An 18,137-nucleotide genomic window follows, 5' to 3' on the forward strand; every position below is an offset into this window, starting at 1 on the left:
GTTTTCCTCACGCTTTTTATGCTGTATCGACCACTCAGGATTCCGGAGGTACCGACAAATGGCGGTATTTAACCAGGATGTCATTATCAACTTGTTTCTTATCCTGCAAATCCCACAATCCGCGATCAATCCCGTCATTAATCAGGAAGATAACGCCGGTTTCAATTGCTGACATCAGACAAAGCATAACCGGTTCGTTAGAGGTGTAGCCAATTTCACCTTCCAGCAGTCGCTGGTAGTCAATGAAGCGGAATACCCCAGCCTGCACTTCATAAGACAAGATAGTTTTGCTGGTATTCACCGATGAGAGGATTTCACCAGTACTAACGTTAACCACACGCAGGTTGACCGCTATCTGGTCGAGCTGGTACTGCGTATCGGCGCCAATACCGAAATAGCGCGCACCAACGCCACCCGATTTAACGTTGCTTTCATAACCAATAATTGATCCTTCTACCATGATGTTTGCCGCGGTCAGAGACTGCAGAGGGATCCGGTTATTAATGGCAACTGTGCCGTTTTCCTGAGCTGCACGAATGATTTTTCGTTCGTTAAGCAAGTTCTGCAATCCCTGACGTTCCAGCGGAACGAACCAACGAGAATCCTTCAATGCGGTGACAAGCATCGCCGTGGCGCTTTGCGGGACGGCGGTTGAGAAGTTACTTGCCGGATAAGGTTTAAACTGGCCAGTCTCATCCTGAATATTGTATACCGAGACAAAAATCTTACCTGTAGGCATGGGCAGGTGCGTCAAGTCTTTATAGCTTTGGGCTCGGGGCATTAATGTCGGCTTAGCGGCTTCTTGCGGCGGGGCTGTTAAACATCCGCTGAGTAAAATTACTGCCACCATGATAAGTAAGCGCTGCATGATTTTTTCCTTTCGTGGCTATAATTTAGAAATCGGTCGACTGATTTTGTAAACCCGACACTTCAATAGTCGACGTTCTCCCCGTTTTCCTGTCCGTGACATTCAGTTGCAGTTGTCCATCCCGGTTGGCGATATCAACGATAAAATCGCTGGTTACCATCCTTCCCGGCTTACCGGTATTGATATTGGTAAGTAAGCCACCGAGTATTTGTGACTGGATCGCCTGGGTAAAGTTATCCAGCGCTGTTGGGGTTTCAATCCCGTAGTCGCCGGCACTCGGATCTTTATACGAGTTTTGCGCCTGGGCGCTGTTCAGTAAAAAAGAGCCGTTATTTGGGTTACCACCAAAGTTAGGGTTGCGGAACTGGAACGTCATATTTCCGGCCCAACTTAATGGTGAAATCAGCATGAGCAAAACCACTGCATGTTTGACACGCATGAAAGCCTCCGGACAAAATCATGTTTTAGAATTCATCGCGCGCTAAATCGCTCGTGCTTAATAGTGTTTGATCTATTTGCCGACGATTTAATGCTTCCTCTGTTTCTGCCAATGCAAAGACCACAATTTTGTCGAAGTCTCTTTTCGTCGGGAATAAAAAAGTCTGGAAGATAACGTCCTGATTGACCGTTATGGTGATCCAACTTCCCCAACGTGCACTGGGTCTTTCATTAATGGTTAAGTTTCCTGTGTACTTACTTTCCCACTTGTCACTAAAGGCCCGGTAAAAATCATGGCCAATGGAAGAGACAGTGTGGTCGGTTAACAGTCCGGGAACCTCCACCTCTACAGCCGCGTGTAGATTCCCGGCAGCAAGGAACAAATTTGCTGCCACAATCCAGGTCAAATAGCGTTTCATGGCTTTATCGCCTGAGGTTATCATTGGCCCACGAGACCGCCTGCGTACGATTTTTGACAGCTATCTTTTTGAAAAGATTATAAAGATGTGTTTTCACCGTATTTTCACTAATAAATAGTGAACGCGCGATTTCAATATTTGAGGCGCCGATACGCAGTTTATTAAGGATCTCTTTTTCACGGTGCGTAAGTAATGCCGACTCCGTGCTGTTATAGCGGTAGTTCCCGGAATGCGTGATCAGGTAGCTGGCAAGCTTTTGCGAAAAGTAGCATTCGCCCCGCAACACACCCTGCAAACCGCTGACTACACGCTGCTCATCTTCAGTTGCGTAAAATACGCCATTGATATGCGGCCAGTTTTCAATATCCCGGTAAGGATAATCATCTGGGGTATTCAACAATAAAGTTTTTATATTGTTGTTTTTTCTGCTCAAATTATCTTGCCAGTAATGGATCAGTTTTTTATCTGCCTCCATCATATCCAGTAAAACAATGCAGCTGGAGGATATATCATCCAGAGAACGTTGAATATTATGTAGTTTTCCGGTTAACGCCAGCGATTGCTTTAAATGCTGTAATAACGCAGTTGCCTGCAGGGATGGTTTAGTGATCAACAATAATGTATGACCATGAATACTATGGACTTCATTAAACATGATGAAACTCCACTTTTTAGTCGCACACCTGACAGTTGCCTCTACTAAAATAGAGGCACCAGAAGTACTGACAGATGTTGCACTGCTGTGTAGAAATAAAACTTCGACCCAACGGGGTGAAAATATTAAAACAAATGGACTTCAACTGATTTCAATCTAGCTATTACAAATCTTAAAGCAAGTGTTAAACATGTTACATAATGTAAATTTATATATTAAAATGTGATTTTTGCGTTTTTGTGGAGTTTAGATTTGATAGTAAAGTTGTACATTTTATCGTTATTGCATAGATTTAAAAAATCATACAAATTATAATATCTTATTGAATTTTAAGAAATAAAATTGTAATTAGATGGTTTTAGATTTCTAATGAATTTTGATTTTTTTGTCTCACTTTAAGTTGAACAATTTTAGATAGAAAAAAATGACACTTGTCACGACTTGTACCGAGGACAATCCCACTACCGTCTGCAAGGCCCATAAAACGCGGGAAACGCGTTTTTTTGTTACTGCATAGAAATTCACTCATCGGGTTACAAAATAAATAAAATCCAGAGCTATAACGGTGTTAATTGCGGTTAATTAGTACTTTGGGGTGAATCTGGATATAAAAATACAACTGGTGGGTGAGTTATTTAAAATGTTTCAACGGACATACTCTTCATCGTAACGTGGCGTTAACAAATGTAAGTCACGTTAACAATAATTTGAGTGGTAAATAATTTAACCTTATGTACGACCAGGTCCAGGGTGACAACATGAAAAACAAGTTGTTATTTATGATGTTTACAATGCTGGGTGTGCCTGGGATTGCATCCGCTACAAGTTATGATTTAGCTAACTCAGAATATAACTTTGCGGTAAATGAATTAAGTAAGTCTTCATTTAATCAGGCAGCCATTATTGGTCAGGTTGGCACTGCGAACAGTGCAAATACTCGGCAGGGGGGCTCGAAGTTATTGTCGGTTATTTCGCAAGAAGGTTCTGGTAACCGAGCGAAAACAGACCAGACGGGGTCATATAACTTTGCATATATTGATCAAACGGGTAGTTCCAATGACGCGAGTATTAAACAAGGTTCATACGGTAATACGGCGGTAATTATCCAGAAAGGTTCTGGTAATAAAGCCAATATTACTCAGTACGGTACACAAAAAACAGCAGTTGTGGTGCAGAGACAGTCGCAAATGGCAATTCGCGTTACTCAACGCTAATCCATTAACGACGATTAAATCAATCCGATGGGGGTTTACCATGAAACTTTTAAAAGTGGCAGCATTCGCAGCAATCGTAGTTTCTGGCAGTGCTCTGGCTGGTGTTGTTCCGCAATGGGGCGGCAATCATCATGGTGGCGGTAGTAATTATGGCCCAGACTCTTCACTGAGTATCTACCAATATGGGTCAAACAACGCTGCGAATGCTCTGCAAAGTGATGCGCGTAAATCAGATGTCACTATCACACAACATGGGCGTGGTAACGGGGCTGTAGTTGGTCAAGGCGCTGATGACAGTACCATTAGCCTGAAACAGACTGGCTTCCAGAACAATGCCACTATCGATCAGTGGAATGCTAAAAATGCTGATATTAGTGTAACCCAGTTCGGTGGCCGTAACGGTGCGTTGGTTAATCAGACCGCGTCTGACTCCAATGTGCTGATTCAGCAAGTTGGCTTTGGCAACAACGCTACAGCTAACCAACACTAATTCAGTTTTCTGACTGATAATAAACAGGGCGTGAGCCCTGTTTTTTTTTCGGGAGAATATGATGCATACGCTATTACTCATTGCCGCGCTGGCAAATCAAATAACATTCAATACTACTCAGCAAGGTGATATGTACACCATTATTCCTCAGGTGACGTTAACCCAACCGTGCGTATGTGAGGTACAAGTCCTTGCCATACGTCAAGGGCAGGGGGGACAAAGCCAGTCGCAGCAGAAAATAAGCCTTTCGGTCCCTGCTAATCGACCGATTGAATTAACCAAACTGAGCTTTAATATTTCATCTGAGGATTCGGTCAAAATTATCGTTACCGTTTCAGATGGGCAGTCTCTGCATCTGTCGCAACAATGGCCTGACTCAAACAGTCACCCATAATTTTTTGCTGTATTTGCATTAAGGGTGTGGCTGGGAATGCGCTGCTGTTCTATGAATATAGAAGCGTGTGAGCGTTTGTATTTGATCGTTAATCGTAGCGGTGAAGGATCATTTCGATCCCTCAAAGATGGCTAATCATTGAGGAACCCTTATGTGTACATTATTAAAGCGTATTTTAAGTACCAGTTTATGTGCTTTTTCTCTTTTAACCCTCCCTGCAATTGCGCAGCAAATCACAACCGGCGGGGTTATTCATTTTCGCGGAGCGATAGTTGAATCACCTTGCGACGTTAACAGACAGCAGCAGCAAATTGAATTGTCATGTATCCGCAACGGCACCAACCAGAATAGTCTTTACAACCCGCAACAGCTCGCGACAGCCCCTCAGAATGTGCAGGAAATTGCCACAGTCAAAATGCACTACCTCAATGAACAGAAAAACATGGCGATTCTTAATATTGAATATAAATGACTCGCTGTGGCGTAGATATGCACACTTACGGTTAAAAAGAGAGATTTAAGGGAAAACCCTGCTGTACACTTAACGAATGGTGTTTTGTCAGGGGGAACTTATGCAATCACGTGTTCATGTGTTACATGGCGATATTACGACTGTCGCTGTTGATGTGATTGTCAATGCGGCGAATTCATCGCTACTGGGAGGCGGTGGCGTCGATGGCGCAATCCATCGCGCTGCCGGACCAGCATTGCTGGAGGCCTGCAAACAGGTTATCCAGCAACAAGGAGAATGCCCGACAGGGCATGCGGTGATCACTCTGGCGGGGGCGCTTGCGGCAAAAGCGGTCATTCATACCGTAGGACCCGTCTGGCAAGGGGGAGGTCATCATGAGGCCGAACGCCTCGAAGAAGCTTACTTAAACACCCTGCAACTGGCCCTGGCCAATGGTTATCACTCCATTGCTTTTCCGGCGATTAGCACCGGGGCTTATGGCTATCCACGCGCCGTAGCGGCAGAAATAGCGGTGAAAACGGTGCTGAAATTTATTACCCGCCGCGCACTTCCTGATCAGATATACTTCGTGTGCTTTGATGACGAAAACGCTCAACTTTATAAGAGATTGCTAACACAACAAGGTGATGATCACACGGACTGATATGACGCGACTTGAGCGTGCCATCACGCCCCTTTGCGAAGACCACCCGGGAGAATGCGGCATTCTTGCGTTGGATGACAGCCTGGATGCGTTTGCTGCTCGCTATCGGTTAACGGAAATGGCGGAACGTACCCTGGATGTGCAGTATTACATCTGGGAAAACGACATGTCCGGGCTATTGTTATTTTCCGTTCTGCTGGCCGCAGCGAAGCGAGGCGTACGGGTGCGTTTGCTGCTGGATGATAACAACACGCCGGGTTTGGACGACACGCTGCGTCTGCTGGATAAGCACCCCAATATAGAAGTTCGCCTCTTCAATCCGTTTTCCTTTCGCATCCTGCGCGCGCTGGGCTATTTAACCGATTTTGCCCGGCTTAATCGGCGCATGCACAATAAAAGTTATACCGCTGACGGCGTGGTGACTCTCGTTGGTGGGCGTAATATTGGCGATGCCTATTTTGGCGCGGGTGAGCAACCGCTATTTTCCGACCTGGACGTCATGGCTATCGGGCCGGTTGTCAAAGATGTGGCGGATGATTTTGAGCGTTACTGGCACTGCCGCTCGGTTTCAACGTTACAAAATGTGCTTGAGACGTCCGAGCCAGATTCTGTGCAGCGTATTGAGCTACCCGAATCCTGGTATAACGATGATATTACCCGCCGCTATCTGCATAAGCTGGAAACCAGCCAGTTTATGTCCAGTCTCGATCAAAGATCGCTGCCGCTGATTTGGGCCAAAACGCGTTTGCTGAGCGATGATCCTGCAAAAGGAGAAGGGAAAGCGCCGCGCCACTCGCTATTACCGCAGCGTTTGTTTGACGTAATGGGCTCGCCGACCGAACGTATTGATATTATTTCTGCCTACTTTGTGCCGACGCGTGCCGGTGTGGCGCAGCTCCTGAGACTGGTAAGAAAAGGCGTCAAGATTGCCATTTTAACCAATTCACTGGCGGCGAATGATGTGGCGATCGTCCATGCGGGCTATGCGCGCTGGCGAAAAAAACTGCTGCGCTACGGTGTAGAATTATACGAACTTAAACCGACCCGCGATCGCGTCTCGGTCGTTCACGATCGTGGATTAACCGGTAATTCAGGGTCCAGCCTGCATGCGAAAACGTTCAGTATTGATGATCGCAAAGTGTTTATCGGCTCGCTTAATTTTGATCCTCGTTCGACGCTGCTCAATACGGAAATGGGATTTGTGATTGAGAGTGAAGTGCTGGCCGAATTGATTCATAAACGGTTTATGCAAAGCCAGCGTGATATGGCCTGGCAGCTACGCCTTGACCGTTGGGGGAGAATTAATTGGGTCGACCGACTTTCTGGCAGTGAACAGGTCCTGAAAAAAGAACCCGCCACAGGATTCTGGAAGCGGGTTCTGGTAAAGCTGGCGTCCGTGTTACCCATTGAATGGCTGCTTTGAACCACACAATGATTGAGGGAAAAACTAGCCGGCTACGGCCTTGTTTTTATCCTGCTTAACGGGCGGTTTACCCGAAAAGAGAAACTTCAGCACCGGTATGCGTAAATGGATTTCGTACAGTATTACCGCAATCCCAACCACAAACAGCAGACCGCAGAGAAAACCCAGCAGATTCGATGTGATATGCGGTGTGATGTAAGCGCCAAAAAACAGCGTTAACGGGTGGTGCACCAGATAGATAAACAGCGACGCGTTGACAAAATAGGTCACGCGGGCAGACTGGAAATTAAGCAAACGGTGACCCAACGAAAAGACGACGTTCACCATCCACAGTCCCATGACCATGGTAATGACATATTCGGTTTCATACATCCAGGCATCGCCGTTGCCATAACGCTGATTGAGCAGGTATGCCACAAATGCGAATGCAGCACCGAGCGTGCAACCGCGTGACGGTGTGGTAAACAGCGCTTTCAGATTCGGGTTGATAAACGCCAGTGCGCCGAGGATAAAGAACGGCGCATAGAACAGCGTTTGCATAACGATAAAATTGAACATGCCATCGCTGAGAATCGAAGGGTAGAGGATGAAAATTGTCCTTCTGACGGCAGCGTAACCGACACCTAACAAGATGAAAATCAGCGATAATTTAGTCATCGACACCGCCGGGGCACTGGCGGCGTCACTACGCGTCAGTCTGTTTTTCATCTGGGTGAACACCCACATGCTCACGGTCGTTAATACGACCAGAACCAGTAAAAACCACAGATGGGAAATCAGCTCCCAGGCCAGCGCATTGTATTTATCGTAGCCGCTGAGAGTATGCCAACTGTCTGCTTTTCCCTTTACGTATTGCAGCATGATAAATTGCGGCAGCGTAAGTAATGGAATCGCGGTCAGCATCGGGATCCCCACGCGTTCTACACGCACCTTCCACCAGCGCTTTAGTGGATAGCGCAAAAATAGCATGTAGGAAAAATAACCCGAAATGACAAAGAAGACTTGCATGCGAAAAGCATGGATAAAGTCGTTAAACAGGGTCAACCACCACGACGGTTCCGCGCTGTTCACGTGCCAGGTGTGGGTCGAGTAAATCAATGAAATATGGAATGGGATCCCTAACAACATTAGCCAGGCACGGATGGAGTCAAGAAAATATTCGCGTGGTGGTGATACAGAGCTCATAGACAGTTATGTATTCTCAGACTTTTCGTCTTATCCCTAAGACGAATAATGGTTACATTCGAGGGCAACCCTACACGAAGTCCAACAACCTGTCTCCAGGATAAGCACGCAAAGTGAAAACAGGTAGTTGAACCTGATTAAACCATGAGCCAGCGCGCGAACAATACAGGGATTCAGTTGTCGGAATACCCGATTATCCATTAAAATGGATCGGATCAATATAAGCACACAAAGGGGGAAGTGCTTACTAATTATGAAACATAAACTACAAATGATGAAAATGCGTTGGTTGGGTGCAGCAGTTATGTTAACGCTGTACACATCATCGAGCTGGGCGTTCAGCATCGATGATGTTGCAAAACAAGCTCAATCCTTAGCCGGTAAAGGCTATGAGGCGCCAAAAAGTAACTTGCCCTCCGTTTTCCGCGACATGAAATATGCGGATTATCAGCAGATCCAGTTTAACCGCGATAAAGCCTACTGGAGCAATCTCAAGACCCCATTTAAGCTCGAGTTCTACCACCAGGGTATGTACTTCGACACGCCGGTAAAAATCAACGAAGTTACCGCTACAGCGGTGAAAAGAATCAAATACAGCCCGGATTATTTTAATTTTGGCGATGTTCAGCATGATAAAGACACGGTAAAAGATCTCGGTTTCGCCGGGTTCAAAGTGCTGTATCCGATCAACAGCAAAGATAAAAACGACGAAATCGTCAGCATGCTCGGTGCCAGCTATTTCCGTGTTCTGGGGGCAGGGCAGGTCTACGGTCTGTCTGCGCGCGGTCTCGCGATTGATACCGCTCTGCCTTCTGGCGAAGAATTTCCCCGCTTCCGTGAGTTTTGGATCGAGCGTCCGAAACCGACTGACAAACGTTTGACCATTTATGCCTTGCTGGATTCTCCGCGCGCAACCGGAGCGTATCGCTTTGTCATCATTCCGGGTCGTGACACGGTAGTCGATGTTCAGTCCAAAGTTTATCTGCGCGACAAAGTGGGCAAACTGGGCGTGGCACCGTTAACCAGTATGTTCCTGTACGGACCAAACCAGCCTTCTCCGGCGACCAACTATCGTCCGGAACTGCACGACTCTAACGGTTTGTCGATCCACGCTGGCAACGGCGAGTGGATTTGGCGTCCGCTGAATAACCCGAAACATCTGGCGGTGAGCAGCTTTGCGATGGAAAACCCGCAAGGTTTCGGCTTGCTGCAGCGTGGCCGTCAGTTCTCGCGTTTTGAAGATATCGACGATCGTTACGATCTGCGCCCAAGCGCCTGGATCACGCCAAAAGGTGATTGGGGTAAAGGTAAGATTGAGTTAGTTGAAATCCCAACTAACGATGAAACGAACGATAACATCGTTGCGTACTGGACGCCGGATCAACTGCCTGAAGCCGGCAAAGAGATGAACTTCAAGTACACCCTGACGTTCACGCGTGACGAAGACAAGCTTCATGCCCCTGATAGCGCCTGGGTCCAGCAGACTCGTCGTTCTACCGGTGATGTAAAACAGTCTAACCTCATTCGTCAGCCTGATGGCACCATCGCGTTTGTGGTGGACTTTACCGGCACGGATATGAAAAAGCTGCCGCAGGATACCCCGGTTACCGCACAAACCAGTATTGGCGACAACGGCGAGATCGTTGAAAGTACTGTGCGCTACAACCCGGTAACTAAAGGTTGGCGTTTGGTATTGCGCGTGAAAGTGAAAGACGTGAAGAAAACCACTGAAATGCGTGCTGCCTTGGTCAATGCCGATCAGACGCTGAGTGAAACCTGGAGCTACCAGTTACCTGCCAATGAATAAGACAACTGAGTATATTGACGCAATGCCGCTTTCGGATATCGAAAAAGCGGCACTGCCGAAAACTGACATCCGCGCCGTTCATCAGGCGCTGGATGCCGAGCATCGTACGTACTCGCGCGAAGATGATTCACCGCAGGGTTCGGTGAAAGCTCGCCTGGAGCAGGCGTGGCCTGATTCTCTGGCCAAAGAGCAGTTGGTTAAGGACGATGAGGGGCGCGATCAGCTGCAGGCGATGCCAAAAGCAACGCGTACCTCTATGTTCCCCGATCCCTGGCGTACCAACCCGGTTGGCCGCTTTTGGGATCGCCTGCGCGGGCGCGATGTGACTCCGCGTTATCTTTCGCGTTTGACGAAAGAAGAACAGGAGAGCGAGCAAAAATGGCGTACGGTTGGCACCATCCGCCGCTATACGTTGTTGATCTTAACGCTGGCGCAAACGGTCGTCGCAACCTGGTATATGAAGACGATCCTTCCGTATCAGGGGTGGGCATTCATTAATCCTGTTGACATGATGGGGCAGGATTTATGGGTCTCCTTTATGCAACTGCTGCCCTACATGCTCCAGACCGGCATTCTCATTTTGTTTGCCGTGCTTTTCTGTTGGGTTTCAGCAGGATTCTGGACCGCGTTGATGGGCTTCCTGCAACTGTTGATTGGGCGAGATAAGTACAGTATCTCCGCCTCAACGGTTGGGGACGAACCGTTAAATCCCGAGCACCGGACCGCGTTGATTATGCCGATCTGTAACGAGGACGTTGATCGCGTATTCGCGGGACTTCGCGCCACGTGGGAGTCGGTCAAAGCGACGGGCAACGCCGAGCATTTTGATGTTTACATCCTGAGCGACAGCTACAACCCCGATATCTGCGTAGCAGAACAAAAAGCGTGGATGGAGCTGATTGCCGAAGTGCAAGGCGAAGGGCAGATTTTCTACCGTCGTCGTCGTCGTCGCGTGAAGCGTAAAAGCGGTAACATTGATGACTTCTGCCGTCGCTGGGGAAATCAGTACAGCTACATGGTGGTGCTGGACGCTGACTCCGTGATGAGCGGTGACTGTCTGAGCGGGCTGGTGCGCCTGATGGAAGCGAATCCAAATGCCGGGATTATCCAGTCTTCACCGAAGGCTTCCGGTATGGATACGCTGTATGCACGCTGTCAGCAGTTTGCGACCCGTGTTTATGGTCCGTTGTTTACCGCTGGACTTCACTTCTGGCAATTGGGGGAATCGCACTACTGGGGCCATAACGCGATTATTCGCGTGAAGCCGTTTATCGAACACTGTGCGCTTGCGCCGTTACCGGGCGAAGGCTCGTTTGCGGGTTCGATCCTCTCCCATGACTTCGTCGAAGCGGCGTTGATGCGTCGTGCCGGCTGGGGCGTATGGATTGCTTACGATCTGCCGGGCTCTTATGAAGAGCTACCGCCGAACCTGCTGGATGAACTCAAGCGTGACCGTCGCTGGTGTCATGGCAACCTGATGAACTTCCGTCTGTTCCTGGTGAAGGGGATGCACCCGGTTCACCGTGCGGTGTTCCTGACCGGCGTTATGTCCTATCTGTCCGCGCCGCTGTGGTTTATGTTCCTCGCGTTATCGACCGCATTGCAGGTGGTGCATGCGTTGACGGAACCACAATACTTCCTGCAACCGCGCCAGCTGTTCCCGGTATGGCCGCAGTGGCGTCCTGAACTGGCGATCGCGCTGTTTGCTTCTACGATGGTGCTGCTGTTCCTGCCGAAGCTGCTGAGTATTTTGCTCATCTGGTGTAAAGGGACGAAAGAGTACGGCGGGTTTATCCGCGTCACGCTGTCGCTGCTGCTGGAGGTTCTGTTCTCCGTGCTGCTGGCGCCGGTGCGTATGCTGTTCCATACCGTCTTTGTCGTGAGCGCCTTCCTCGGTTGGGAAGTGGTGTGGAATTCACCGCAGCGTGATGACGATTCCACCCCGTGGGGTGAAGCATTTATGCGTCACGGTTCTCAGTTACTGCTGGGGCTGGTGTGGGCGGTAGGTATGGCCTGGCTGGATCTGCGTTTCCTGTTCTGGCTGGCGCCGATTGTCTTCTCGCTGATCCTGTCGCCGTTTGTTTCCGTGATTTCCAGCCGTTCCACGGTTGGGTTACGTACCAAGCGCTGGAAGCTGTTCCTGATCCCGGAAGAGTATTCTCCGCCGCAGGTGCTGGTGGATACGGATACCTATCTGGTGATGAACCGCAATCGTACGCTGGACGACGGCTTTATGCATGCGGTGTTTAACCCGTCATTTAACGCACTGGCAACGGCAATGGCGACTGCACGTCACCGCGCGAGTAACGTGCTTGAGATTGCCCGTGACCGCCATGTGGAGCAGGCGCTGAACGAAACGCCGGAGAAACTAAACCGTGACCGCCGTCTGGTGCTGTTGAGCGATCCGGTGACGATGGCGCGTTTGCACTATCGCGTCTGGAATTCACCTGATAAGTATTCTTCGTGGGTGAATTACTACCAGGGACTGACCCTGAATCCGCTGGCGCTCAGGAAAAAGTAAGCGTTATGTAACGTGAAAATACCGGCCTGGTGCCGGTATTTTTTTATACTAAATAAAAGAGCCGTGAGGTATCAGGTGCGAATATTGGCAGTGGCAATCATGGTGTGCTTGCTGAGCGGATGCGGCAGTATTATTAGCCGAACTATCCCAGGGCAAGGGCACGGAAACCAATACTATCCTGGCGTGCAATGGGATGTCCGGGACTCCGCGTGGCGCTACGTCACCATCCTCGACCTGCCATTTTCGCTGGTGTTTGATACCTTGCTGCTCCCGCTCGACATTCACCATGGACCTTACGAGTAAGCTATCGCTCATCCCATTCATCGGCCGCGGTCTGACCCTCTTCGGTATCCAGGGGAGGTTCCAACTGGAATTCACCTTCATCCCATTCGTGAAGCGTGTTTTCTTCCTGCCACTCCTGACGGATCTCAATTTCATCATAGTCGCCATCAAAAACGCTTTGGGCCGCTTCACCACTCAGCATTGGCAGGCATTCACCCTCGCCCTCATCCTCATCAGCAAAGAATTCCGCCTGCCACATAATGTCACCATCCTGTAGCACGTATTTTTGTACGCTTAGCTGTTGAACGCTGGCTTCGTCGGGCTCAAGGTCAGGGTTATCAGCCAGAAATTCTTCACGAGCGGCATCAATGGCTTCTTCCAGCGTGGCATACATGGTCATCAGAGTCTCCCTTTGATTTAATGAAGTATTCAGGGAAATAATAGTTGATTCTCCGATATTGCAAGTATGAATGCACAAAAATCATCCCGTAGCCTCAGTGCTCCGGCGACGGCGCAGACTATTCCACGAGTAGAAAGCGTTAAACAGTACGACGCCCGCGGTCACGCAGAAGACGGCGCGAAAACCGTAGTTGGCGGAAATTGCCGCCCCCATTAACGGTCCCGTTACGTTACCGATATCGCGAAATGACTGGTTATAACTGAAAATACGCCCGGCGATCTGATTGGTTGAGTTATAGACCAGCAGCGTTTGTACTGCCGGGAGCAGAGCCCCATCAGCGGCCCCCAATAAAAAGCGCAGAACGGCAAGTTGCCAGGGCGATTGTACAAACGACATTGGAATAAGCAGCAGCACGGAGATGACCAGAGCAACAATCAGGATCTTCTCCGGGCCAATTCGGTCACCTAATTTGCCAAGTCGCGGGGCGCTAATTAACGCAGCCACGCCCGGTACGGAAGCAATCATCCCGCTGATAAAGGCGATGTTACTGACGTTGCCAGCCAACTCTCTAACGTACAGCGTCAGAATTGGCGCGATGGACCCGGTTGCCACCTGGATTATCAGCGTTGTGACAAACAGGCTCAGCACCAGTTTGGGATTTTTTAACGAGGCCACGACTTCGCGAATGTGCAGCATCTCTTTCTTGCTCACCGGTTGGAAACGTTCGCGAATAAAAAATAGCGTCAGGATAAAACAGAGCAGCAGTACGCTGGCGGTGATGAAAAATACCGGGCGTAGTCCGTACTGATCCGCGAGCAGCCCGCCTGCCAACGGTCCGAGCAGTGCGCCGCTGACGCCGCCGGTGGAAAGCGTTCCCAGCGCCCAGCCGCTTTTATTGCGCGGAACCTGGGTGGCGATGAGTGCATTGGCGTTGGGAATGAAACCGCCGAGCAGACCCAACATGGCACGCAGGACCAGGAACTGCCAGATATTTTGCGCCAGCCCCATCAGCAGCATCACAATCGCCATACCCAATGCGGAACGCAGCAGCATGATTTTTCGCCCTTTGCGATCGGCAAGTCCACCCCAGAAAGGAGAGGCGATGGCGGAAAAGAGAAAAGTGATGCTGAAGACCAGACCTGACCACATATTCAGGGCGCTATGACCCGTGACGCCGAGGCTCTCGACATAGAGGGGCAAAAAGGGCATAACCAGGCTAAATGCTGCACCGGTTAAAAAACAACCCAACCAGGCAACGGTGAGGTTGCGTTTCCAGTTTATGGGAGCATCTGAGGGTGACATAGCGTTCCGCAGTGTGGCGCGCTGTTTGCGCTATCGATTGAATATAAGCAAGCAGGCTAATTATGCGCCTGGTAGATAGTTGCTGCAATGCGGATAGCAGTTAAACCTAAAGCGGGCAGGGAAGGTGTTGCAGTCCGCAGGACTGCAACCGTGCTTTAGTACAGGGAAGGTGAACCTTCAGGACGCGTCTTGAAACGACGGTGTAGCCACATGTACTGCTCTGGGGCCATCATGATGCATTGCTCAACAATCTTATTCATCCACGCAGCCGTAGTCTCCGCGTTGTCTAACGGCGGTGAACACTCCGGAGGCAGCATAATCAATTGATAACCTTTACCGTCAGGCTTGCGGCGAGGAACAAACGGTACCAGGCAGGCATTCGACATGCGTGAAAGCATCCAGGTCCCGGAGGTTGTTGCGGCCTGTTCAACAGCAAAAAGCGGGACAAATACGCTGGCGCGGGGACCGTAGTCATGATCCGGCGCGTACCAGACCACTTCGCCTTTTTTCAACGCTTTAATCATTCCTTTCAGGTCTTTACGATCGAGCATGGATTTATTAGAGCGCATACGGCCCCAGGTTTGTAGCCAGTCGAGCAGTGGGTTGTCGTTAGGGCGATATACGCCTATCCCCGGCTCCTGCAAACCAAACTGACGCGCACCCAGTTCAAGGGTCAGAAAGTGCAGACCCACTAACAAAATTCCCCGTTTTTGCGCCTGAACGTCGCGGATATGTTCCATCCCGATAACTTCCGTCCAGCGTGAAATGCGCTTGTCAGACCAAAACCAGGCCATTCCGGTTTCCATCACGCCCATGCCCACGGACTCGAAGTTCTTGATGATCATCTGCTGGCGTTCCTGCTCGCTCATTTGCGGGAAGCACAGTTCCAGATTACGGGAAACAATTTTTGCCCGACGTTTCATCAAACGTAATGCCAGACGACCTAATGCGCAGCCCAACTTGTAAAGAATCGGGTAGGGTAACTGCACGATTAACCAAAGGATGCCAATGCCCAGCCAGGTTAACCAATAACGTGGATGCAGTAACGCAGCCGAAAACTTGGGTAAATTCGTCATGTCTATCCTGTCTTCAAACGACCAATTGCCTGTATTGTCGCATTTTTTCGCGCATATCAAAAATTTGTGACGGGAGAACGGTGATTAAACCAGCAATTGTTGTTGCACTTTTATATTGGAGTAAGAAATGTAGCGTAAAATGTGTGGATGTAAATTGGCGGTGTTTGCTTTATTATGCCGCCGATTTTCATTTTTCCCTATTTGCAGGATACGTACACCATGCCAGTGTTACACAACCGCATTTCGAACGATGCGCTCAAAGCCAAAATGTTGGCTGAGACCGAGCCACGCACGACGATCTCATTCTATAAATATTTCACCATCGCCAATCCTCAGCACACGCGTGATGCGCTGTACCAGATGTTCACTGCATTGAACGTCTTCGGGCGCGTTTATCTTGCCCATGAAGGAATCAATGCGCAAATCAGCGTACCGCAAAGCAACGTCGAGGCATTCCGCCAGCAGCTTTATGCGTTTGATCCCGCATTCGCCGGGTTACGTCTGAATATCGCGCTGGATGATGATGGTAAATCGTTCTGGGTGCTGCGTATGAAAGTGCGTGAACGCATCGTGGCGGATGGTATTGACGATCCGCAATTTGACGCCAGCAACGTAGGTGATTACCTGAAGGCGGCGGAAGTAAACGCCATGCTGGACGATCCTGACGCGGTATTCATTGATATGCGCAACCACTATGAATATGAAGTGGGCCATTTCGAGAATGCGCTAGAAATCCCGGCAGACACGTTCCGCGACCAGTTACCGAAAGCCGTTGAAATGATGCAGGCGCATAAAGATAAAAAAATCGTTATGTATTGCACGGGCGGGATCCGTTGTGAGAAAGCCAGCGCCTGGATGAAACACAACGGATTTAGCAAAGTCTGGCACATTGAGGGCGGTATTATTGAATATGCCCGCAAGGCACGTGAACAGGGGCTTCCTGTACGTTTTGTCGGTAAAAACTTCGTTTTTGATGAGCGTATGGGCGAAAGGATTTCTGAAGATGTTATTGCGCATTGTCATCAGTGCGGAACGGCGTGCGACAGCCATACTAATTGCAAAAATGATGGCTGCCATCTGTTGTTTATCCAGTGTCCGGCCTGCGCGCAGAAGTATAACGGCTGCTGTAGCGAGTTGTGTAGCGAAGAGAGTAAGTTGCCGGAAGAAGAGCAACGTCGTCTGCGCGCCGGACGTGAAAATGGCAACAAAATATTTAATAAGTCACGCGGTCGCCTGAATACCAAACTGGGTATTCCGGACCCTGCGCAATAGTCATCATGCCGGATGGCGGCTTTAGCCCCATCCGGCAACTCATACGTTACTTCTGTTGGACGCCTTCCACTGAGATGATCAGATCGACTTCCTGAGACGTCGGGCCGAGATCGGTGGTGATGTTGAAGTCCTTCAGCTTAATTTTACCTTCTGCTTCAAAACCCGCACGCGTGCCACCCCACGGATCGCCGCCCTGACCGATCAGCTTCGCATCCAGCGTAACCGGTTTGGTGACGCCGTTCAGGGTGAGATTACCGGTGATATCCAGGTCGTTCCCCTCTTTCTTCACGCTGGTAGAGCTAAAGGTCGCCTGCGGGAATTTGGCCACGTTAAGGAAATCTGCGCTGCGCAGGTGCTTGTCGCGTTCGGCGTGATTGGTGTCAACGCTGTTGGTTTTGATGGTGACGTTAACCTTATCGGCTGCGGGATTTTTCTCATCAAAGGTAAAAGTCCCGTCGAAATCTTTAAATGTGCCGTACAGCCAACTGTAACCCAGGTGCTGAATACGGAAATTAACAAAGGCATGCTGTCCTTCTTTGTCAATTTTGTAATCTGCCGCCACGGCTGACCCGGTGGTGAATAACAGAGAGGCGAGTGTAAGTCCCAGCAGGTTTTTTTTCATTTTAAGCTCCATAGTCAGATGACGATTTTCCCAACATGCGATTCAGGGTATCGTCGTTATCGATAAAGTGATGTTTCAGGGCCATCAGTCCGTGCAGAAGCGATAAAACCACCACGGTCCACGCAAGCCACAGGTGCAGACTACCGGCGAGGTCGGCCTGAGCGCCCGCATTGGCAAGGGTGGCAGGAATGTCGAACCAACCAAATACGCTTATCGCTTTGCCATCAGCGGTGGAAATCAAATACCCGCTGATGACAATTGAAAAGAGCAATGTGTATAGCGCGAGGTGACCCAGTGCCGCCGCGATGCGGGTGAAACGGGAATAACTTGCCAGCGCAGGAGGAGGAGGGGAGATCAACCGCCAGACGACGCGGATAACCAGCCCCATCATAAGCACAACGCCGATGCTTTTATGCAGTTCAGGGGCCTGGTGATACCAGCCGTCGTAATAGCTAAGCGTGACCATCCACAATCCCAGCGCAAACATGCCATATACAGCAATCGCAATCAGCCAGTGTAAAGCGGCAGACACCACGCCATAGCGTTGTGGAGTATTATTGAATTGCATAAGTGCACCGTTAGATATTTCAGAAGTGAATGAAAATGGCGCGTAAAAGACATTAATGCAACTAATAAATAACAATAATGGTGATA

General features: G+C 49.5%; 20 protein-coding genes. 10 read left to right on the forward strand and 10 right to left on the reverse strand.

Annotated features, from left to right (window positions below; translation table 11 throughout):
* Window positions 1-34: 34 nt before the first annotated feature.
* From csgG to csgD, 4 genes are read right to left on the reverse strand one after another with little or no spacing between them, the layout of a single operon-like run.
* A complete protein-coding gene (csgG, locus tag BZK42_RS00985) occupies window positions 35-868 on the reverse strand; it encodes a curli production assembly/transport protein CsgG (RefSeq protein WP_016152598.1) in 834 nt (277 codons plus the stop codon).
* 25 nt (window positions 869-893) lie between these two features.
* The gene (csgF, locus tag BZK42_RS00990) at window positions 894-1,307 is read right to left on the reverse strand and encodes a curli production assembly/transport protein CsgF (RefSeq protein ID WP_016152599.1); all 414 of its coding nucleotides are present in this window, start codon (window positions 1,305-1,307) and stop codon (window positions 894-896) included.
* 25 nt (window positions 1,308-1,332) lie between these two features.
* Complete coding sequence (gene csgE / locus BZK42_RS00995) at window positions 1,333-1,725, reverse strand: curli production assembly/transport protein CsgE (protein ID WP_016152600.1); 393 nt, start codon at window positions 1,723-1,725, stop codon at window positions 1,333-1,335.
* A gap of 4 nt (window positions 1,726-1,729) precedes the next feature.
* A complete protein-coding gene (gene csgD / locus BZK42_RS01000; RefSeq protein WP_003036091.1) occupies window positions 1,730-2,380 on the reverse strand; it encodes a biofilm master transcriptional regulator CsgD in 651 nt (216 codons plus the stop codon).
* Window positions 2,381-3,138: 758 nt separating this feature from the next.
* Between csgD and csgB the strand changes: the two genes are divergently transcribed.
* The 6 genes from csgB to BZK42_RS01030 all read left to right on the forward strand — a co-directional run bounded on the left by csgB (window position 3,139) and on the right by BZK42_RS01030 (window position 7,016).
* Complete coding sequence (gene csgB / locus BZK42_RS01005) at window positions 3,139-3,594, forward strand: curli minor subunit CsgB (protein ID WP_019076446.1); 456 nt, start codon at window positions 3,139-3,141, stop codon at window positions 3,592-3,594.
* A gap of 40 nt (window positions 3,595-3,634) precedes the next feature.
* A complete protein-coding gene (csgA, locus tag BZK42_RS01010; protein ID WP_006685125.1) occupies window positions 3,635-4,084 on the forward strand; it encodes a curli major subunit CsgA in 450 nt (149 codons plus the stop codon).
* 61 nt (window positions 4,085-4,145) lie between these two features.
* Window positions 4,146-4,478, forward strand: a complete 333-nt coding sequence (csgC, locus tag BZK42_RS01015) for a curli assembly chaperone CsgC (protein WP_046274771.1) — start codon at window positions 4,146-4,148, stop codon at window positions 4,476-4,478.
* Window positions 4,479-4,629: 151 nt separating this feature from the next.
* Window positions 4,630-4,950 carry a type 1 fimbrial protein gene (locus BZK42_RS01020; RefSeq protein ID WP_016152603.1) on the forward strand — a complete coding sequence of 107 codons (321 nt, stop codon included), beginning with the start codon at window positions 4,630-4,632 and terminating at the stop codon, window positions 4,948-4,950.
* Window positions 4,951-5,050: 100 nt separating this feature from the next.
* Entirely contained in the window at window positions 5,051-5,593 is a 543-nt protein-coding gene (gene ymdB / locus BZK42_RS01025; RefSeq protein ID WP_080858586.1) for an O-acetyl-ADP-ribose deacetylase, read from the forward strand.
* Entirely contained in the window at window positions 5,577-7,016 is a 1,440-nt protein-coding gene (locus BZK42_RS01030) for a phospholipase D family protein (protein ID WP_276569461.1), read from the forward strand. Before ymdB ends, BZK42_RS01030 begins: the two co-directional genes overlap by 17 nt.
* 24 nt (window positions 7,017-7,040) lie before the next feature.
* Here the strand turns inward: BZK42_RS01030 and mdoC are convergent, their stop codons facing one another.
* Entirely contained in the window at window positions 7,041-8,201 is a 1,161-nt protein-coding gene (gene mdoC, locus BZK42_RS01035) for a glucans biosynthesis protein MdoC (protein WP_016152606.1), read from the reverse strand.
* Window positions 8,202-8,472: 271 nt separating this feature from the next.
* Here mdoC and mdoG point away from each other — a divergent pair, with 271 nt between their 5' ends.
* From mdoG to BZK42_RS01055, 3 genes are all read left to right on the forward strand, one after another.
* Complete coding sequence (gene mdoG, locus BZK42_RS01045) at window positions 8,473-10,008, forward strand: glucans biosynthesis protein MdoG (RefSeq protein ID WP_085951042.1); 1,536 nt, start codon at window positions 8,473-8,475, stop codon at window positions 10,006-10,008.
* Window positions 10,001-12,529, forward strand: a complete 2,529-nt coding sequence (gene mdoH / locus BZK42_RS01050) for a glucans biosynthesis glucosyltransferase MdoH (RefSeq protein ID WP_019076449.1) — start codon at window positions 10,001-10,003, stop codon at window positions 12,527-12,529. The genes mdoG and mdoH overlap by 8 nt, the downstream gene beginning before the upstream one ends.
* Before the next feature lie 75 nt (window positions 12,530-12,604).
* Window positions 12,605-12,832 (forward strand): YceK/YidQ family lipoprotein, encoded by a 228-nt coding sequence (locus BZK42_RS01055; protein ID WP_016152609.1) that lies wholly within the window; start codon window positions 12,605-12,607, stop codon window positions 12,830-12,832.
* A 1-nt stretch (window position 12,833) separates the two neighbouring features.
* On the opposite strand, the gene BZK42_RS01060 is transcribed toward BZK42_RS01055, so the two are convergent.
* The 3 genes from BZK42_RS01060 to BZK42_RS01070 all read right to left on the reverse strand — a co-directional run bounded on the left by BZK42_RS01060 (window position 12,834) and on the right by BZK42_RS01070 (window position 15,589).
* Window positions 12,834-13,211, reverse strand: coding sequence for a MysB family protein (locus BZK42_RS01060; protein ID WP_016152610.1), 378 nt, complete (start codon window positions 13,209-13,211; stop codon window positions 12,834-12,836).
* Window positions 13,212-13,292: 81 nt separating this feature from the next.
* Window positions 13,293-14,513, reverse strand: a complete 1,221-nt coding sequence (gene mdtG, locus BZK42_RS01065) for a multidrug efflux MFS transporter MdtG (protein WP_080858588.1) — start codon at window positions 14,511-14,513, stop codon at window positions 13,293-13,295.
* A gap of 155 nt (window positions 14,514-14,668) precedes the next feature.
* Window positions 14,669-15,589, reverse strand: coding sequence for a Kdo(2)-lipid IV(A) acyltransferase (locus BZK42_RS01070; protein WP_049282344.1), 921 nt, complete (start codon window positions 15,587-15,589; stop codon window positions 14,669-14,671).
* 219 nt (window positions 15,590-15,808) lie between these two features.
* On the opposite strand from BZK42_RS01070, the gene trhO reads away from it, so the two are divergent.
* Window positions 15,809-16,861, forward strand: a complete 1,053-nt coding sequence (gene trhO / locus BZK42_RS01075; protein WP_016152613.1) for an oxygen-dependent tRNA uridine(34) hydroxylase TrhO — start codon at window positions 15,809-15,811, stop codon at window positions 16,859-16,861.
* Between the two features lie 46 nt (window positions 16,862-16,907).
* Here trhO and BZK42_RS01080 read toward each other — a convergent pair whose 3' ends face one another.
* Together BZK42_RS01080 and BZK42_RS01085 are read right to left on the reverse strand one after the other, a co-directional pair.
* Complete coding sequence (locus tag BZK42_RS01080; RefSeq protein ID WP_080858589.1) at window positions 16,908-17,483, reverse strand: YceI family protein; 576 nt, start codon at window positions 17,481-17,483, stop codon at window positions 16,908-16,910.
* A 1-nt stretch (window position 17,484) separates the two neighbouring features.
* Entirely contained in the window at window positions 17,485-18,051 is a 567-nt protein-coding gene (locus BZK42_RS01085; RefSeq protein ID WP_016152615.1) for a cytochrome b, read from the reverse strand.
* Between the last annotated feature and the right edge of the window lie 86 nt (window positions 18,052-18,137).

This window comes from Citrobacter braakii (genome assembly GCF_002075345.1).
Lineage (GTDB): Bacteria > Pseudomonadota > Gammaproteobacteria > Enterobacterales > Enterobacteriaceae > Citrobacter > Citrobacter braakii.

What these genes read in the sequence shown, in the direction of transcription:
- csgG (WP_016152598.1), bottom strand. Translation starts at nt 868, where the DNA reads ATGCAGCGCTTACTTATCATGGTGGCAGTAATTTTACTCAGCGGATGT.
- csgF (WP_016152599.1), bottom strand. Translation starts at nt 1,307, where the DNA reads ATGCGTGTCAAACATGCAGTGGTTTTGCTCATGCTGATTTCACCATTA.
- csgE (WP_016152600.1), bottom strand. Translation starts at nt 1,725, where the DNA reads ATGAAACGCTATTTGACCTGGATTGTGGCAGCAAATTTGTTCCTTGCT.
- csgD (WP_003036091.1), bottom strand. Translation starts at nt 2,380, where the DNA reads ATGTTTAATGAAGTCCATAGTATTCATGGTCATACATTATTGTTGATC.
- csgB (WP_019076446.1), top strand. Translation starts at nt 3,139, where the DNA reads ATGAAAAACAAGTTGTTATTTATGATGTTTACAATGCTGGGTGTGCCT.
- csgA (WP_006685125.1), top strand. Translation starts at nt 3,635, where the DNA reads ATGAAACTTTTAAAAGTGGCAGCATTCGCAGCAATCGTAGTTTCTGGC.
- csgC (WP_046274771.1), top strand. Translation starts at nt 4,146, where the DNA reads ATGCATACGCTATTACTCATTGCCGCGCTGGCAAATCAAATAACATTC.
- BZK42_RS01020 (WP_016152603.1), top strand. Translation starts at nt 4,630, where the DNA reads ATGTGTACATTATTAAAGCGTATTTTAAGTACCAGTTTATGTGCTTTT.
- ymdB (WP_080858586.1), top strand. Translation starts at nt 5,051, where the DNA reads ATGCAATCACGTGTTCATGTGTTACATGGCGATATTACGACTGTCGCT.
- BZK42_RS01030 (WP_276569461.1), top strand. Translation starts at nt 5,577, where the DNA reads ATGATCACACGGACTGATATGACGCGACTTGAGCGTGCCATCACGCCC.
- mdoC (WP_016152606.1), bottom strand. Translation starts at nt 8,201, where the DNA reads ATGAGCTCTGTATCACCACCACGCGAATATTTTCTTGACTCCATCCGT.
- mdoG (WP_085951042.1), top strand. Translation starts at nt 8,473, where the DNA reads ATGATGAAAATGCGTTGGTTGGGTGCAGCAGTTATGTTAACGCTGTAC.
- mdoH (WP_019076449.1), top strand. Translation starts at nt 10,001, where the DNA reads ATGAATAAGACAACTGAGTATATTGACGCAATGCCGCTTTCGGATATC.
- BZK42_RS01060 (WP_016152610.1), bottom strand. Translation starts at nt 13,211, where the DNA reads ATGACCATGTATGCCACGCTGGAAGAAGCCATTGATGCCGCTCGTGAA.
- mdtG (WP_080858588.1), bottom strand. Translation starts at nt 14,513, where the DNA reads ATGTCACCCTCAGATGCTCCCATAAACTGGAAACGCAACCTCACCGTT.
- BZK42_RS01070 (WP_049282344.1), bottom strand. Translation starts at nt 15,589, where the DNA reads ATGACGAATTTACCCAAGTTTTCGGCTGCGTTACTGCATCCACGTTAT.
- trhO (WP_016152613.1), top strand. Translation starts at nt 15,809, where the DNA reads ATGCCAGTGTTACACAACCGCATTTCGAACGATGCGCTCAAAGCCAAA.
- BZK42_RS01080 (WP_080858589.1), bottom strand. Translation starts at nt 17,483, where the DNA reads ATGAAAAAAAACCTGCTGGGACTTACACTCGCCTCTCTGTTATTCACC.
- BZK42_RS01085 (WP_016152615.1), bottom strand. Translation starts at nt 18,051, where the DNA reads ATGCAATTCAATAATACTCCACAACGCTATGGCGTGGTGTCTGCCGCT.